The sequence below is a fragment of the Methylobacterium sp. D53M genome, assembly GCF_053345625.1.
In genome coordinates this window covers 1-15750 of record NZ_JBKFAL010000030.1, presented here as the reverse complement: position 1 = coordinate 15750, position 15750 = coordinate 1, and the positions used below count along the sequence as shown (strand labels likewise).

Annotated in this window: 18 protein-coding genes and 1 tRNA gene; 6 read left to right on the top strand and 13 right to left on the bottom strand. The window is 72.3% G+C overall.

Going from position 1 to position 15750, the window contains the following annotated elements:
- Positions 1-53: 53 nt before the first annotated feature.
- From larB to ACLBYG_RS27240, 5 genes are all read right to left on the bottom strand, one after another.
- Positions 54-734: a nickel pincer cofactor biosynthesis protein LarB gene (larB, locus tag ACLBYG_RS27260; protein ID WP_082557874.1), complete on the bottom strand. Its 681-nt coding sequence runs from the start codon at positions 732-734 to the stop codon at positions 54-56.
- Positions 731-1549 carry an adenine nucleotide alpha hydrolase gene (locus tag ACLBYG_RS27255; protein ID WP_331327541.1) on the bottom strand — a complete coding sequence of 273 codons (819 nt, stop codon included), beginning with the start codon at positions 1547-1549 and terminating at the stop codon, positions 731-733. Before ACLBYG_RS27255 ends, larB begins: the two co-directional genes overlap by 4 nt.
- Entirely contained in the window at positions 1546-2832 is a 1287-nt protein-coding gene (locus ACLBYG_RS27250; RefSeq protein ID WP_447683533.1) for a LarC family nickel insertion protein, read from the bottom strand. The genes ACLBYG_RS27255 and ACLBYG_RS27250 overlap by 4 nt, the downstream gene beginning before the upstream one ends.
- Positions 2833-2945: 113 nt before the next feature.
- On the bottom strand, positions 2946-3656 hold the full coding sequence (locus ACLBYG_RS27245; protein WP_042672072.1) for a Crp/Fnr family transcriptional regulator: 711 nt from the start codon (positions 3654-3656) through the stop codon (positions 2946-2948).
- Between the two features lie 377 nt (positions 3657-4033).
- Positions 4034-5218 (bottom strand): YihY/virulence factor BrkB family protein, encoded by a 1185-nt coding sequence (locus tag ACLBYG_RS27240; RefSeq protein WP_103985985.1) that lies wholly within the window; start codon positions 5216-5218, stop codon positions 4034-4036.
- A gap of 184 nt (positions 5219-5402) precedes the next feature.
- Here ACLBYG_RS27240 and ACLBYG_RS27235 point away from each other — a divergent pair, with 184 nt between their 5' ends.
- On the top strand, positions 5403-6407 hold the full coding sequence (locus ACLBYG_RS27235; protein ID WP_447683532.1) for an SDR family oxidoreductase: 1005 nt from the start codon (positions 5403-5405) through the stop codon (positions 6405-6407).
- A gap of 106 nt (positions 6408-6513) precedes the next feature.
- Positions 6514-7275: a sigma-70 family RNA polymerase sigma factor gene (locus tag ACLBYG_RS27230; protein ID WP_447683531.1), complete on the top strand. Its 762-nt coding sequence runs from the start codon at positions 6514-6516 to the stop codon at positions 7273-7275.
- Positions 7276-7505: 230 nt separating this feature from the next.
- On the opposite strand, the gene ACLBYG_RS27225 is transcribed toward ACLBYG_RS27230, so the two are convergent.
- From ACLBYG_RS27225 to ACLBYG_RS27215, 3 genes are all read right to left on the bottom strand, one after another.
- Entirely contained in the window at positions 7506-7898 is a 393-nt protein-coding gene (locus ACLBYG_RS27225) for a hypothetical protein (RefSeq protein ID WP_447683530.1), read from the bottom strand.
- Positions 7891-8217: a hypothetical protein gene (locus ACLBYG_RS27220; protein ID WP_020094807.1), complete on the bottom strand. Its 327-nt coding sequence runs from the start codon at positions 8215-8217 to the stop codon at positions 7891-7893. The genes ACLBYG_RS27225 and ACLBYG_RS27220 overlap by 8 nt, the downstream gene beginning before the upstream one ends.
- A gap of 67 nt (positions 8218-8284) precedes the next feature.
- On the bottom strand, positions 8285-8842 hold the full coding sequence (locus ACLBYG_RS27215; RefSeq protein ID WP_447683529.1) for a metallophosphoesterase: 558 nt from the start codon (positions 8840-8842) through the stop codon (positions 8285-8287).
- Between the two features lie 141 nt (positions 8843-8983).
- Here ACLBYG_RS27215 and ACLBYG_RS27210 point away from each other — a divergent pair, with 141 nt between their 5' ends.
- The 3 genes from ACLBYG_RS27210 to ACLBYG_RS27200 all read left to right on the top strand — a co-directional run bounded on the left by ACLBYG_RS27210 (position 8984) and on the right by ACLBYG_RS27200 (position 11101).
- Complete coding sequence (locus ACLBYG_RS27210; RefSeq protein ID WP_447683528.1) at positions 8984-9685, top strand: DNA-3-methyladenine glycosylase family protein; 702 nt, start codon at positions 8984-8986, stop codon at positions 9683-9685.
- A 37-nt stretch (positions 9686-9722) separates the two neighbouring features.
- A tRNA-Ile gene (locus ACLBYG_RS27205) sits at positions 9723-9798 on the top strand.
- Between the two features lie 787 nt (positions 9799-10585).
- Positions 10586-11101, top strand: a complete 516-nt coding sequence (locus ACLBYG_RS27200) for an STM3941 family protein (RefSeq protein WP_020096260.1) — start codon at positions 10586-10588, stop codon at positions 11099-11101.
- Between the two features lie 15 nt (positions 11102-11116).
- On the opposite strand, the gene ACLBYG_RS27195 is transcribed toward ACLBYG_RS27200, so the two are convergent.
- The 4 genes from ACLBYG_RS27195 to ACLBYG_RS27180 all read right to left on the bottom strand — a co-directional run bounded on the left by ACLBYG_RS27195 (position 11117) and on the right by ACLBYG_RS27180 (position 13377).
- On the bottom strand, positions 11117-12352 hold the full coding sequence (locus ACLBYG_RS27195) for a winged helix-turn-helix domain-containing protein (protein ID WP_447683527.1): 1236 nt from the start codon (positions 12350-12352) through the stop codon (positions 11117-11119).
- Positions 12353-12432: 80 nt separating this feature from the next.
- Positions 12433-12783, bottom strand: a complete 351-nt coding sequence (locus ACLBYG_RS27190; RefSeq protein ID WP_447683526.1) for a hypothetical protein — start codon at positions 12781-12783, stop codon at positions 12433-12435.
- Between the two features lie 92 nt (positions 12784-12875).
- On the bottom strand, positions 12876-12998 hold the full coding sequence (locus tag ACLBYG_RS27185; RefSeq protein ID WP_280142486.1) for a hypothetical protein: 123 nt from the start codon (positions 12996-12998) through the stop codon (positions 12876-12878).
- Positions 12999-13098: 100 nt separating this feature from the next.
- Positions 13099-13377: a hypothetical protein gene (locus tag ACLBYG_RS27180; RefSeq protein ID WP_447683525.1), complete on the bottom strand. Its 279-nt coding sequence runs from the start codon at positions 13375-13377 to the stop codon at positions 13099-13101.
- Positions 13378-13491: 114 nt separating this feature from the next.
- Here ACLBYG_RS27180 and ACLBYG_RS27175 point away from each other — a divergent pair, with 114 nt between their 5' ends.
- Complete coding sequence (locus ACLBYG_RS27175; protein WP_205833532.1) at positions 13492-13986, top strand: GNAT family N-acetyltransferase; 495 nt, start codon at positions 13492-13494, stop codon at positions 13984-13986.
- Positions 13987-14026: 40 nt separating this feature from the next.
- Here the strand turns inward: ACLBYG_RS27175 and ligD are convergent.
- Positions 14027-15750, bottom strand: a 1724-nt coding sequence (gene ligD, locus ACLBYG_RS27170; RefSeq protein WP_447683524.1) for a DNA ligase D, incomplete at its 5' end; no start/stop codon positions are given.

The window sequence follows — 15750 nt, the reverse complement described above, 5'->3', positions numbered from 1 at the left end:
GCTGTCTCCGTTCGAGGATGTCCTGGTGAGGGGAGGTAATGCGTCGGGCCGCGTCATCGTTCGGTCCCCGTGGCGAGGCGTCCCGCCGCGTGGAGCAGGCGCAGGGCGGCGCAGGCGGCGCCGTAGCCGTTGTCGATGTTGACCACCGTGATGCCCGGCGCGCAGCTCGCCAGCACGGCGTCGAGCGCGGCGCGCCCGCCCGCGGCGACACCGTAGCCCACGGAGGTCGGGACCGCGATCACCGCGCCCGCCACGAGGCCGCCGACGACGCTGGGCAAAGCCGCGTCCATGCCGGCGGCGACGATCACCACCGGGTGCGCCCGGATCTCCTCGATCCGCGACGTCAGCCGCCACAGGCCGGCGACGCCGACATCGGCGAAGAGCGAGGCCGCCCGTCCGGCATAGGCCAGCACTCGCAGCGCCTCGCGGGCGACAGGTACGTCCGAGGTGCCGGCCGCCACCACCGCGACCCGGGCCGGACCGGTGATCCGGGGGGCCTCGCCGAACACCGCCGTGCGCGAGACCGGGCAGTAATCGAGCCGCGCGGCGTCCCGGAGCCGGTCGCGCTTCTCCGGGTCGAGGCGGGTGAGGAGCAGCGAGGCGCCGCGCGCCCGGGCGGCCTCCAGGATCGCGTCGATCTGCTCCGGGCTCTTGCCGGCGCAGAAGATCGCCTCCTCCAGCCCGATCCGCTCGGGCCGGGCGAAATCGAGGGTGAACTCTTCGGAGATGCTCACGCCCGGGCCTCCCGCGGCTCGACCAGGAAGGCGCTGCCGACCCGGTAGGGGGCGAAGCGGACCGGGCCAGCGAGACGGGCCGGCGCCATGTCCCGGATGCCCGCCCCGAGCGTCTCGCGACCCTCGGCGTCGAGGGCGGCGAGGCTCGCCGGATCGAGTTCCACCACCACGCCCTCGGCGCGGACCCGACAGCGGACGGCCCGTCCGGCGCCGTCGGTCGCCAGCGCTCCGCCGACCAGCCGCTCGACCGCGTGAATGAAGGTCAGGGTCTCCGGCTCGATGGCGATGCCGGTCTCGACCCGGCTCGACAGGCAGGGCGCGGCCGGCAATTCCGCCACGGCCCCGAGGCCGAGGTCGCGGGCGAGCGCCCGGACCGACGCCTTGTCGAACCCGGCCTCCACGTAGGGGTGGCGCACGCCGTGCTCCCGGGCGGCGTCGAGGCCGGGGCGGTACTCGCCGAGGTCGTCGCGGTTCGCGCCCGACAGGATCTGGCGGTCGGTGACGCGTCGGACCGCGCCGTAGAGGTTGGTCTTGCAGAAGAAGCAGCGGTTGACCGGGTTCGCTCGGTAGGCCGGGTCGGCGAACTCGCCGGCCTCGATCACCCGTAAGGACCAGCCCTCGCGGGCGCCCTCGGCGCGCACGCGCGCGGTCGCTTCCTCCGGCACCGCCGGCGAGACCGCGTGGACCATGAGAGCCGCCCCCGGCGCCAGCCGGTGGGCGAGGGTGGCGAGCGTCAGGCTGTCGACCCCGCCGCTCACCGCCACCGCGACGGGGCCGAGCCCGGCGAGGACGGATTCCAGATGCTGGCGCGTCACCGCTCCTCCTGCTCCTGTTCCAGGGCGAGGCGCTCGGCCTCGCGGCGTAGGGCGGCCCGGGCCGCGTGGTCCGGACGGTCGCGGGCGTCGTCGGCCTCGGCCTTGGCGGTGCGCCCGCCCGGCCGCGCCACGATCTTCACGCGAACCGACCGGCCGTCGTGCTCGACCGTGCGGGCGGCGCGCGCGAGCACCGCGCCCTCCACGGGGTGGTAACGCAGGCCGATGGTCGTGGTCTCCCGGAAGGAGGCCGCGACCGCCGCCTCCAGGCTCTCCGGACGGACCAGGACCTGGATCCGGGCCATCATCCGGCCCTTCTTGCCGATGACCGGCATCTGCACGACGTCCACGATGCCGGGCTCGGCGCGCAGCCGGTCGAGGCCCGTGGCGAGATCCTCGCCGGACTGGTCGTCGACCTCGAAGGCGATCACCGCGAGATCCCGCCGGCCCGGGCGGGACGCGGCGCCGTCCTCCAGCACGAGGGCGCGCAGGCAGTTGCTCAGGCCCGGCAGGACGTTCGTGCCGAAGCCGATGCCGGTGCGCCCGAGGATGCCCCGGGGGCGACCGCGCCCGGGATCGTCGCCGCAGAGGTGGCGCAGGATCGCCGCGCCGGTGGGGGTGACGCGCTCGCCGGGGATCCCGTCGTCGAGGGTCGCGAAGCCCGCCAGCAGCAGCGTCGTGGCGGGGGCCGGGACGGGGAGGGGACCGTGCTGGGTCCGCACCCGGCCGGAGCCCAGTGGCAGGGCCGAGACGCTCCAGCTGCGCGCCTCCAGGGCGGCGATCAGGTGGGCGGCGGCGACGATGTCGGCGATCGAGTCGGCGGCGCCGACCTCGTGGAACGCCACCGCGTCGACCGCGATGCCGTGGACGCGGGCTTCCGCCGCGGCCAGATGCCCGAAGATGCCGAGCGCGTGCGCCCGCACAGCCGGCGCGAGATCCGCCGCCTCCAGCGCGGCGCGGATCTCCGACCAGGGACGGTGGCCGTGGTCGTGGGCATGATCGTGGCCGTGATCGTGGCTGTGATCGTGAGCATGCGGATGGTCGTGCTGCCCGGTATGCGCGTGCCGGTGCGGCGCGGGCCCGGGCTCCGCCCCGGGCGCCGACACGGTGAAGCGCGCGCCGCTGAGGATCCCATCGTTGTGCGCGCTGACCGCGCAGGCGATGCGCGCGTCGACCGCCCGGACGCTGGCGGACACGCCGGCCCGATGCTCGGGGAAGGCGTCCAGCAGGGCGGCGGCGAACATGTCGCCGGCGACGCCGCCGAGCGCGTCGAGGTGGATGTGCATCGTGTGTCGCGCGGGCGCCGGTGGCGGGTGACGGGTCCGCCTCAGATCGGCCGCAGCCGCCCCGCGGCAAGGCGCACGCGGCCTCCGGTGCCGCGGCGTATCGCCCGCGCCGCTCAGGAGAGCTGCAGGTAGGCCGGATCGAACAGCCCGCGCTCCCGCAGTCCGTCGAGGTCGCGGATCGTCAGGCGGCGGCTGCGCAGGGCGACGAGGCCGCCGGTGCGCAGCTCCTTCAGGGTGCGGTTGATGTGCACGCTCGTCTGGCCGAGGGCGTCGGCGAGGTCGGGCTGGGTCACCGGCATCGGCAGCGTCGTCCCGTCCGCGAGGCCGACGCGCGTCAACCGCAGGTGCAGCTCGCAGAACAGGTGCGCCAGCCGCTCAATCGCCGAGCGCCGGCCGACGCTGGCGATCCACTCGCGGTGGATCGCCGTGGCGGCGAGCAGCTCCCGCCACAGGCACTCCTCGACGGCGGGCCGGCCGCGGACCGCGTCGCCGATCTGCTCCGGGGCGATCCGCGCGACGGTGACGGGCGTCAGCGCGCCGATGGCGTGGTCCATGCGCGCCCGGCGGAACACGAACGGGTCGCACAGGTCGCCCGGCAGGAGCAGCGCGACGATCGCCCGCCGGCCGTCCGGGAACTGCTTGTACCGGCAGGCCCAGCCGTCGAGGATCAGGTGCGTGTGGTACGGGTCGCTCTGCTGCCCCTCGATATCCTGCCGGGCCGCGACGTGGCGGACATGCAGGCGCCCCAACCCGTCGAGGATCGCGCGGTCCTCGGGCGCGAGCCGGACATGCCGCTCCATCTTCCGTACGAACGGGTTGTCCACGTCCGCCTCCGGTCAGATCACCGCGGCGCCGGCGTGCCGGCGGCCGGGCAGTCGCCGGGACAGGCGCCGGAGCAGGCGCCGGGGAGGTCGCCGAAGCGGGGGGCCATGGGGGATCGGGCGACGTCGCGCCCATCCGAAGCGTCCCGAACGACGGCGCCGCCATGGGTATCGGTCAAATAATGAGGCACGGATATTTCTATCGGCAGGGGGCCAAACCGTCGCCCGAACATCGAAGTCCGGATCTTCTTGATCGGCTTGTGCCTGCAGCAGAAAAACGCGCGCCAACCTGTGTTAAGTCGGCGTTCTCGCCGGCGACGCGCTCCGCGAGCCCCCCTCGCTCAGGAGGCCGTGCCGCCGGGTGAGGGCCGGGCGCCGCACTACTCCGCGGCGGCGCCCACCGTATCGGCCATGCGCGCCCGGCGCGTACCCAGGGGCTGCGGTTCGCCGACGGTCGTGTCCTCGGCGGTCTGATGCTCCATCTCGGCGTTCACCTGGGCGCCGGCCAGCACGATCATGGTCGAGAGCCAGATCCAGGTCATGAAGCCGATCGCCGCGCCGAGCGAGCCGTAGGTCTTGTTGTAGCTGCCGAAATGGCCGACGTACCAAGAGAACAGCAGCGACGCGACGATCCACAGCACGGCCGCGAGGGCGCCCCCGGGCGTGACCCAGCGCCAGCGCGGCGCGTCCCGGCTCGGCCCGTAGCGGTAGAGCAGGGCGAGGCCGAGCAGCACCGCCAGGAGCAGGACCGGCCACCGCAGCAGCGCCAGCCACCACGCGTCCGCGCCGAGCCCGACGAATTCCAGCACCACCGGCACCACCACCACCGCGGCCAGCGCCAGGAGGAGGAACAGGAGCGCCCCCGCCGTGAAGGCAAGGGAGACGAGATTGAGCACGAGGAAGTTGCGCTTCTCGCGCTCGTTGTAGACGAGGTTGAGCGCGTCGAAGACGTGCTTCACGCCACCGTTGGCGCTCCACACGGACAGGGCGATGCTGATAAGCAGGCTGAACCCGAGGGTGGTGTTGCCCTGCTCGTTCAGCCGCTTCACCTGGTCGCCGACGATCTCCAGAGCGCCCTGGGGCAGGATGCCCTGGAGGCTGGCGAGCTGGTCGTTGATGGTCGAGGCGTCGGCCACGAGGCCGTAGCAGGAGACCAGGGCCGCCACCGCCGGGAAGATCGCCAGGAGCGTGAAGAAGGTGACGCCGGCCGCGATCAGCGACAGGCGGTTCTCGCCGATGTCGTGATAGGCGCGCAGCGCGATGTCCTTCCAGCCCTTGGCGGGGATCTCGGTCGGCGTCGAGGCCTGCCGCCCGCGATCGGCCTCGGCCCGGGCGACGGCGTGGGCCTCCCGTCCCGCGTGCGCGGGCGACGTCCGGCGCGCCCCGTCCCGGTCGGCGGACCGGCCGGGCGCACGGTCGACCGAGGCACCGACCGCGCCGCGCGCCGACCGGCGGGGAAGGGCGACGATGCCGATCAGCGCGGTGGCGAGGGCGAGCGTCCAGACCGTCGAGGCGCCTCCCTCGGGCGCGGCGGCCCTGGCGGGGGCTGAATCGGGGGCAGGCATCGGCGACCTCGGAAGGGTTCGGGCAGACGGGGGCGGGCCTTCGGAGCCGCGCGTCGCGGCGGCCATTCGGACGCGCCCTGGACGGCGCGTCCGAATGGCCGCAGCTGCGAGGGGGAACGCCGCAGCGCGGGGAAGGGTTCGCCGTGCAGTTGCAACTCGACGACACACGACGCGGAGAACCGGCATGGCACGCCTGGACGGCGGGACGGTGGTCATCACCGGGGCCTCGAGCGGCATCGGCCGGGCGGCGGCCGAGGCCTTCGCGGCGCGGGGCGCCCGGGTGGTGCTGGCGGCGCGGCGGGCCGACGTGCTCGACGGAATCACCCGCGACCTGCGCGCGTCGGGCGCCGAGGCCGTCGCGGTCCCCACCGACGTCACAGAGCCCGAGGCGGTGGACGCCCTGTCCCGGGCGGCACTCCGGGCCTTCGGCGGCATCGACGTCTGGATCAACAATGCCGGGGTGGGGGTGTTCGGCCCCCTGCTGGACGCTCCCCTCGACCTGCACCGGCAGACGATCGCGGTGAACCTGCTGGGCGCCGTGCACGGGGCCTACGCGGTGCTGCCGCATTTCCTCGACCGCGGCCGGGGGACGCTGATCAACACGGTCTCGATGGGCGGCTGGGCGCCGACGCCCTTCGCCGCCGCCTACACGGCCAGCAAGTTCGGCCTGCGCGGCTTCTCGGCGAGCCTGCGCCAGGAACTCGCCCGGCACCGCCACATCCGCGTCTGCGCCGTATTTCCCGCCATCGTCGACACGCCGGGCCTGGAGCACGGCGCCAATGTCAGCGGCCGGCGGCTCAATCCCGGGCACCTGTACTACGCGCCCGAGGCCGTGGCGGAGACCTATCTCCGCCTCGCGCGCCACCCGCGCGACGAGGTCGCGGTCGGCTGGCCGGCCCGCCTCGCGCAGGTCGGCTACGCGCTGGCTCCGTACCCGACCGAGCACCTGATGGGTGCCGGGTTCCGGTGGGCCCTCGACCGTGCCGAACCCGGGCCGCGCACGCACGGGGCCCTGCGCGCGCCGACGCCGGAGGGCACGCGGGCCGACGGCGGCTGGCGCGCCCGCAAGGGCGTCCCCGATGCCGGAACCCTGAGTACGGCCCTCGGCACGGGGCTCGCCGCCGCGGGGGCCTACGCGGCCGTCCTCGCCGGTCTCGCGGCGACGCGGCGGTTCGGCGCCCGCGGCTGAGCCCCGTTCGGGACAGGCGTTAACCCATGTTGCGGCATGGGCGGCCGGGGCGCGCCACAACCGGTCCTCTGGGCTTGACCGGCCCGCCCGCCGACGACCGGACCGAATGCCCGACACCGAAGGCCCATCGCTCCTCGATCCCATCGCGGATGTCGCAGAGGAGGCCGGGGACGAGACCCGCTTCGGCCTGCCGGAGGCCGTGCGCGCCCATCTCGGCACGCTCCTCGGTCGCGCCTACGACCGGATCGACCTCGACTCGGACAGGGATGCGAACCCCTTCGCCGACCTGCTCGCGCGCCTGGAGACCGCCCTCGCGCAGGCCGAGGGCGAGCGCGACAGAACGTTCCGCGCGGGCCTGCTGCAGGTGGTGCCGGCGCTGCACCGGTTCGCGGTCTCGTTGACGCGCGACCCGGCCGCGGCGGACGATCTCGTGCAGGACACCCTGCTGCGCGGCTGGCGCGGCCGCGGCGGATTCACCCCCGGGACCAACCTAGAGGCGTGGCTGTTCACGATCCTCCGCAATGTCTTCTACAGCCAGCACCGCAAGCAGGGCCGCGAGGTCGCCGACACCGACGGCAGCTACGCCGAGCGGCTGACCAGCATCCCCGAGCAGGGGGGCCATCTCGACCTGCAGGACGTGCGCGCGGCCCTGGATCGGCTCGCGCCGGTGATGCGGGAGGCGCTGGTCCTCGTGGCGATCGAGAACCTGAGCTACGAGGAGGCCGCCGTCGTCATGAACTGCCGGATCGGCACCGTGAAGAGCCGGGTCTGGCGCGCCCGCGAGCAGCTCGCGCGCATGCTCGGCTACGGCGGCGACGAGATCGGCAGCGACGGGGTCATGCTCTCGGTGACCGGCACCTCGGCCTGATCGTGACGATTCTCACAATCGAATACGCCAATTCGACACTTCGACGGCCGTATTCGCAAGCAAATTGACTTAGGTGAAAGCGCCCGGGCCGCCGCCTGGGCGATATGGAGCGGGTTGGGTCGATCCGTCGACTCGGCCGGGCTCCCATCGGTGTGACATCCCCCCGATCCACCGATGGGAGCCTCTTCACCCGCAGCGGATGCGCGGGCCGGACACCCCCGCTCCCGATCTCAGGTCGAGCCGCCCCGAGCCGCGTCGAGCTGCTGCAGCAGCTCCGCCAGCCGGGGATCCAGCGCCTCGTCGATCACCGGATCGTACATCGCCCGCATCTGGTGGCCGAGCCGCACGCGCGTCTGCGCGTCGAGGGTCGGGCCGCCCGCGATGGGGATCACCCGCAGGGCGGCGGGTGCCGCGCCGGAGGCGTAGCGCTCGGTCGGTCTCGGGGCGGCACGCCGGTGCTCGGGCCGCGGTTCAGGCCGGTGTTCGGGATAAGGCATGCCTCCTACATCGGCCCGCACCCCCGCCGCGGCAACCACCGGTCCGCCCGATGGCACGACCGGCGGCACGACCGGCGGCACGTCCGGCGGCACGTCCGGCGGCGTCTCGTCGTCCGCCTCAGGCATCGTCCTCCGGGGCGAAGACCTCGCCCTTCTCGGCCAGCACGGTGTTGGCCGCGTCGCGGGCCAGCTCGTCCCGCGCGGCCGCGGGATCGGGGCGGCCGAGGGCCCGCGCCAGGGCCCCGTCCCAGCCGGGCGCCGGCGCCTGGCCCTGCCCGGCGAGGATCGCGCCGGCCCGGCGGCAGACCCGGTCCCAGTCCGGCGCGCCGAGGGCGGCCCAGTCGGTCCCGAGGCCGAGTTCGGTGGCGGCTTCGGTGGCGGCCTGAGTCGCGGCCCGGGTCGCGGCGTCGGCCGGGCCCGGCGGCGGGGCGGGGATGTCGGTCATGGCGATGCGGCCTCCTGCCGGGCTGTCGATGCTCCGGCGCACGATATAGCGCGCCGGTCCCCGCCCATCAGCGCAGGCCGTGGGCCGCGAGTTCCTCCGGCACGCAAGCGGCCGCGTCCTGGCGCACCAGGATCGCGTCGAGGGTGACCGGGCGGTCGTCCCAGGCATCCACGCCGACATCGCAGGAGCGCGTGGTGTCGGCGAGCCAGCCGTGGCTGTGCCCGTAGAGGTGGCGCGTCTCCCGCCACAGGCCCGGCCAGGCCCGGTGCGCGTAGTGCGACAGGAACAGGCGGTGCGGCCGCCCGCGGGCGTCCGCGACGGAGAGGCGGGCGCTCTCCACCGGCGGCTCGGTCCAGGGCAGGTCCAGGACACGGTTCGAATCGTGGTTGCCGCGGACGAGGCGCTTGGTGCCGTTCAGCCGCGCGAAGATCGCCGCGCAATGCGCCCGGCTGGCATGGGCGGCGAAGTCCCCGAGGTGCCAGACCACGTCCTCCGGGCCGACCACGGCGTTCCAGCCGGCGACCAGGGCCTCGTCGTGGGCCTCGACGCTGCCGAACCGAGCACCGCGGTGGCGGAGGATGTGCGGGTCGCCGAAATGCGTGTCCGCGGTGAAGAAGATCGCCATGGTGTCGAGACCTGGGCCGCGGGCGCGTCCCGTCCAGGCCAGCCGGCGCGGGGCGCGCGGCCGCACCGCCGCTTCGGGCCCGCTTCCAGCCCGACTCGGGCCCGCTTCCGGGAAGCCCCACGGGCCGGTAAGGCTGCGGCGATGCTGGATCCCGCCATCTACACCCATCTCCTGGACGAGGCGCGCGCCCATCCGCCGCTGCGGGCCGCCCTGGAGCGGGCCGGTCCGATCCGGATCGAGCCCTCGGCGCATCCGTGCGTCGCCGACCGCCTGTTCGTCGAGGTGGTCAACCAGCAGCTCTCCGTCCGGGCGGCGGCGGCGATCTGGGCCCGGATCGAGGCCGCGGCCGCGGCGGCGGGCGCGAGCCCGAGGGGACTGTTCGAGGCCGGGGACGCGGCGCTGCTGCGGGCCTGCGGCATCTCGGGCAACAAGGTGCGGGCGCTCCAGGCGATCGTGGCGGCCGAGACGGCGGGCCTCCTCGGGCCGGGCCTCGCCGCCCTGCCGCATCCCGAGCGGTCGGCGATCCTGTGCGGCATCCGCGGCGTCGGCCCCTGGACGGCCGACATGGTCGGCATCTTCCACTTCCACGACCCGGACATCTGGCCCGCGGGCGACGTGGCGGCGGTGGGCTGCCTGCGCCGCCTCACCGGGCAGGCCGACACCGCCGCGGTGGCGGCCGCCTTCGCGCCGTACCGCTCGATCCTGGCCCGCTACCTGTGGCGGATCAAGGACACGCCGCCCGCACCGGCGGACCTACCGGCGGCACTGCCGGCGGACCTGCCGACCCGGACGGAACCGGCGCCCTGGGCCGGGCGCCCCCGCGGCACGGCGAAATCCGGGTGACGGCCGGCCGGAGATCGGCTATCCGTCGGCGCCTCCCGGGCCCGTAGCTCAATGGTTAGAGCCGGCCGCTCATAACGGTCTGGTTGCAGGTTCGAGTCCTGCCGGGCCCACCACCAATTAGCTAAGGCGCTGCAAACGCTTAAAGATCGTCGACCATCTCGCTTGCAATCGGGCCGGGATGCATCACAAATTGCCTAACATGGGCGACGACGTTCCTGAGGGTCGCCCAGATCTTGATCCGGCCGGAAGGTGAGCTTCCAAGTCTCACTAGGCGGCTTGCAAGGCCGTTGCCAGGGCCAATTCCTGGGCCGTTGGCCATCCCAGGGCGGTCTGAGGACCGCTCTCGTTGTAGTGCCGCCGCCTCGTCTTGATCTTGTTCCTCATGTCGGCCAGCGACAGAGACGCAGTTCGCGTTCAGGCACTCGTCGCGTCGGCGGCCATCTGCCTTCTCTGCCCCCCATCTCCAAAGCAGCCGTTCCATTATCGGCCAGACTACGTCTCGCCGGATCGTCGGGGCGCGTGAGACCGACCGTTTCGCTTCGCGCTCAACCCGGCCATTCGGGGCACACCGCCTTGTTCTCCGAAGCGGACGCTCCGGCAGCGCCACGCATAAGACCGAGGATCGCGCGCACCTGCCCTCGATTGTCGAGAAGATCCAGGCCAGGAATGCCGCCCCGCTGATCCGCGCTGAGGCCGTCGCGGCGGATGCGTCTTCGTTCTGGCCTGCCTGAACAAGGTGGAGAACCAACTCGAACGCGTTCGCGCCGAGTCGATCTGGGACCGCGCCATTCAGGAAGTCGCCCAACATCGGCTACGGTTTCGCCTTCGGGCGCGGGATAGTCGCTCTCCCGAGGAGCGACGTGGCGCAGGTCAGCCCATCGCATTGCGGAGTTCGCCTACGTGGATGTCGTCGAGATCCATCGCTCGCCGTGGCGGACCATCGGCCTCTTCCTGGCCTCCGTCGGTTTCGCGGCCTTCGCCGGCTGGCTGATCTATGCGCACCCGACAATCGGGCGCACGGCCGTAACGCCCGGAAGCTTCGCCGAGTTCGAGGCCTATGCCGGCGTCGCGTTCTTCGGCCTCTGCACGGTGCTGATCTTCCCCAAGCTGTTCCAGTCGAAACCGGTGGTGTCCGTCGGGCCGCGTGGGATCTACGATCGCAGGCTGTCGACCGACTGGATCCCCTGGGAGACGATCCGCAGCGTGACCCCGATGCAAATCCAGCGGCAGCGCATGCTGGTGCTGGAGATCGACCCGACGGCCGACGCGCATCTGTCCTGGACGAAGGGGGCGCGCCGCAGGGCCAAACTGAATCGGGTCTTCGGGCGGTCCGGGTACTGGATGACGGCGGCCGATCTGCGCGGCGGCTTCCCGGCATTGGCCGAGGCGGTGTCCGCGGCCCGGCGCAACGCGTAGCCTGGGGTCCGCCGGCTATTCCATCGCCGCCCGTTCGCTCATCCGGGAACTGACCCGGTGATCGCGGCTCTCCAGCTCGGCTGTCGACGAAATCACGACGTCGGACAGGCCGAGCCACGAGGCCATCAATCGCAACTCCGCGAGTATCCGCTCCATCGTAGCCGCCGGCGCACCCGGCTCTTGATGCGCGCGCAGGACGATCAGCGCCCCGGCCCGTCGATCCGCCTTCAGGTCGACCCTGGCTACCAGCGCGCCGTCCATGAGGAACGGCAGCACGTAGTAGCCGTGCTCGCGCTTGTGGGCGGGCGTGTAGATCTCGAGGCGGTACCGGAATCCGAAGAGGCGCTCCGTCCGTGGCCGGTGCCAGACGAGCGGGTCGAACGGCGACAGGAGGGCCGCGCCGCGGTGATGGCGGCCGGGCCGGGCATCCCTGTGCAGGTACGCCTGCTGCTGCCATCCGCGGACGGTCACGGGAATGAGCACGCCCTCCTCGACGAGCTGCTCGATGGGCAGGCGCGCCTCGGTCGGCGAAAGGCGGTAGTAGTCGCGCAGGTCATTCGCGGTCGCCACGCCGAGCGCCTCCGCGGATCGCGCGACGAGTTCGCGCCGGGCGTCCACCGGAGCCGGGGTCGGTCGGGCGAGGACGGAGCGGGGCAGCACCCGTTCGGGCAGGTCGTACACGCGCTCGAAGCTGCACCTCCGATGCGTCGACGCCACGAGTCCCGCCCAGAAGAGCCATTCGAGCGCGTGCTTGGCATCGCTCCAGACCCACATGCCCTTGGACGCCTTCGGGCCCGAGACGTCGGAGGCAGCCAGCGGGCCCTCCTGCCCGATCCGGGCGAGCATGGCGTCCGCCTCCGCGCGCCGCTCGCCCGCGAACGCCTTGAGCTGGTTCCATACGCCGTGGCCCTGGCGGGCGCGGTCCATGCGCCAGCGCAGCAGAGGCTGGAGATCGATCGGCAGGAGGGACGCCTCGTGACCCCAGTACTCGAAGAAGCGCTTCGAGCCTGCGACAGCCAGGGCGTCGAGGGCGCCGCGGTCGTAGGGCCCCAGGCGCGAGAACAGCGGCATGTAGTGGGCGCGGACGAGGACGTTCACGCTGTCGATCTGGAGCAGGCCCAGGCGGCCTATCTGCCGACGCATCCGCGAGACGGCGATCCCGTCCGACAGCGGGCGCATGCCGAGGCCCTGGGCGGTCAGCGCGATGCGGCGCGCTTCGGTAATCGACAGTTCCAGCTTCGATCCAGCCATGGGATGGGCGGGGAGGCGGGCGTCACGATCCTACGGCCGCAGGTGCTGACCTTCGGAGGATACCCTCCACCGTCATCTGCTCAGCGGATCGTGTGGCTGGCGGCCTCGACGGTGGCTGGCCGGGACGGCTTGTTGAACACCGTCTGGCAGCCCGGACTCAGGCGCACCCTGTTCCGGACCATGCAGGCCGTGATCCGGTCACGGTCCGGGATCTCGCTCAGGCAGAGCTTGAATGCGTCTCCTCGGCACAGGCGCGCCGCCTCTGCATCGTCGGCCCTGGCGGGCGTGCCGACGAAGAGCGTCGATGCGACGACGACGACGACGGCGGACAGACAGACGATTGCTTTCATGGTGCCGAGGTGCCCGATCTGGATCCTTCCGAAGGGCGGGCGTCCGATGGGCCAAGTGGCATCTGCGCTCGCCGATCCCACAACAGGATCCGGAACCTCGGGTTCCGCCCGGGGATGCCGCCCCATGCGCCCGGCACAGGCGCACCATTCGTGGGCAGGGCCGGCGGCCCGGTCTACCGGTCGCCGCGGCCGTCGATCCGGTCCTGAAGACCAGTCGCGACATAGACGAAGGCGCCGAGCAGGGCGACGGCCGCGGGCGTCGCAAACAGGAGCCACGTGTAGTCGTGCGGGCTCATCGCAGCTCCTTCGCACCCAGGGGGAGGGGCGTGCCCGCCCATGGATGGACCCGAACGGCGGGAAGCGATAGCCGGCCGGCCCTCAGGCTCGGCTTCCCGGCTACCTCGTGGCGCAGCGCTTCAGGGTGAACGGCTTGCCGGCCTTGAAGCCGCGTGCGATCGACGCGATCATCGTGTCGCCGGCGACCGAGAGCGTCCATCGCGCCTTCCTGGCCGAAGGACCGCCGCTGCAGACCTCGCCGAGCTTCCATCCGAAGCTGCCGGCCGTACCGCTCCCAAGAAAAACGCCCCCGATGTTTCTGACGAGGGCGCGAGGTGCGTTGAGGACGACCCATGCGTCAGGTCGCTGGTATAATGCATGCCAGAACGAGAGGTGCAACTCCCGAGTCCCGGCCACCCAGCTTGCGATCCGCGCTGGGGCCACAACGGCTGCCTCGATCCAGTTTGCAGTCGGGATAGCGTACAACACTCGGCCGACGACACGCGAGAGTGCATGACATCGCTGCTGCAGATCTCATCGACCGACACCAGTCCGATCCTGGCCCTCAACAACGCGCACGCGGCCGAGCTCTCCCTGCTCGACGAGGAAGGTCTCTCCGAGCTCGTGGCGGGGAGCTTCCACGCACGCCGGATTGGCCGCAACGACGCTTTCCTGATCGCCCTCGATGAGCGGCATCCGACCTATGCGAGCCCGAACTATCTATGGTTCCGCAGACGCTACCCGCGCTTCGTGTACGTCGACCGGGTCGTGGTCGCCGGCATTGCCCGCGGCCTCGGCCATGCGCGGCGGCTCTACGAGGATCTCTTCCGGAAGGCCCGCGAGGCCGGTCACGACCTGATCGTGTGCGAAGTCAACTCGATGCCCCCCAACCCGGGCTCGGACGCCTTCCACGCCCGGCTCGGTTTCGAGGAGGTCGGCGCAGCCACCATTCACGGCGGGGCCAAGACCGTCCGCTATCTCGCTCTTCGCCTGCCCGGCCCGCGCTGACCGCGCACGAGCCGACGGCAAGTCCATACAGATAGGCCAGTCAGGTTCGTCGACGCCCGCGCTTGCCGGCTGCCTCCAGAGGCCGCGCGGCACGCTCGAAGCCGGCCCAGGGATCCTTGCCGAGCGCCGCCAAGCGACCGGGCAGGGTGGCGACGTCGAAGCGCGATCCGGAACCGAGGGACGGGAGTTCGTCCCAGCCGACCGGCACCGAGACCGGCGCTCCCGCGCGGGCGCGGGTCGAGAAGGTCGCAACCGCGGTCGCACCACGCTGGTTGCGCAGATAGTCGATATAGATGCGGCCGTCCCTGGACTTCTTGGACACGGTCGCGACGTAGCGGTCGGGCGCGTTCTTGGCCATCTCGGAGGCGAGCCCCTTCGAGAACGCCTTCGCCTCATCCCACCCACCCTTCGGTTCGACCGGGACGACGACGTGCAGTCCCTTACCTCCGGTCGTCTTGACGAAGGCGCCGAACCCCGAGATCCGCAGACGCTCGCGGACCTCGAGCGCGCCGGCGACGAGGTCGGTCCAGCCCACGCCGTCCCCGGGATCCAGATCGAAGACCAAGCGGTCCGGCCGATCCGGGTCCGCGGCCGTCGCGCCCCAGGGGTGGATCTCGAGGACGCTTGCCTGGACCAGGGCGCGCAGGCCATCCGGGTCGCCGATCACGACCGCCTTCCCGGTCCCGCCTTCGAGGACGCGGAGAAGGCGTTCGTCGATCCCGGACCAGCCGTGCTTCTGGTAGAAGCACGAGCCGAGGCCAGCCGGGCACCGGACGAGCGACAGAGGCCGGTCGATCACGTGCGGCAGGATGCGGTCGGCGATCTCGGCATAGTACCCGGCCAAGCCCTCCTTCGTCAGGCCGACGTCCGGCCAGAGCACGCGATCTGGATGCGTGAGCGTCACGGTCGACTCCGCGGTTCTCCGCTTCGGCGCCCGTGAATGCGCCGGCGCCGCCTTCCGGACGACCTCGTCGGGCGCCACGCCGGTCCGGATGGTCTTGAACGACGCATGCCGCAGTTGACCGTCGGCGGTCCATCCGCGGAACGTCACCTCACATACGAGACGAGGCTCCACCCATCGTGCATTGCGGCGCGCCAGGGGCGGCAGTTCGGCGTCGAACGGCGGCGCTGGGATCCGCAGGGACTCCAGTTTCACCCAGAGCTCGCGCGCGACCGCGTCGCCGAACCCCGTACCCACCCGTCCCACGTGGACGAGGGTGCCATCCTGGTGTGTTCCCAGGATCAACGAGCCGACGGATTTCGGGGCCGTGCCTGAGGGCATGAAGCCCGCGACGACGAACTCCTGGGAGCCGGTGCATTTCACCTTGCGCCAGAGATCGCTTCGTCCGGAGCGGTAGGCCGCGTCGGCCCGCTTGGCGACGATGCCTTCGAGCCCGAGGCGGCAGGCATGGCGGGCCATGGCCGCACCGTCGTCGATGAGATGCTCACTGAACCGGATCCGGTCGGCGGTCCCCGCATCGTCCAGGCTCTGCAGCAGCAGAGCCTTGCGCTCGGTCAGGGGGAGGGCGCGGATGTCCTTGCCGTCGATGTAGAGCAAGTCGAAGGCGTAGAAGAGCGCCGCGCCCGTGTCGCCGTCGGCGAGGGCCTGCTGAAGCGCCGCGAAGCTCGAGATGCCGCTCGCGTTATCGACGACGATCTCGCCGTCGATCAGGGCGGAGGGCAGCTTCAGCTTCTGCAGGGCCTTCGCGATCGGCTCGAACTTCGCCGTCCAGTCGAGGCCGGATCGCGTCGACAGCTTCACGG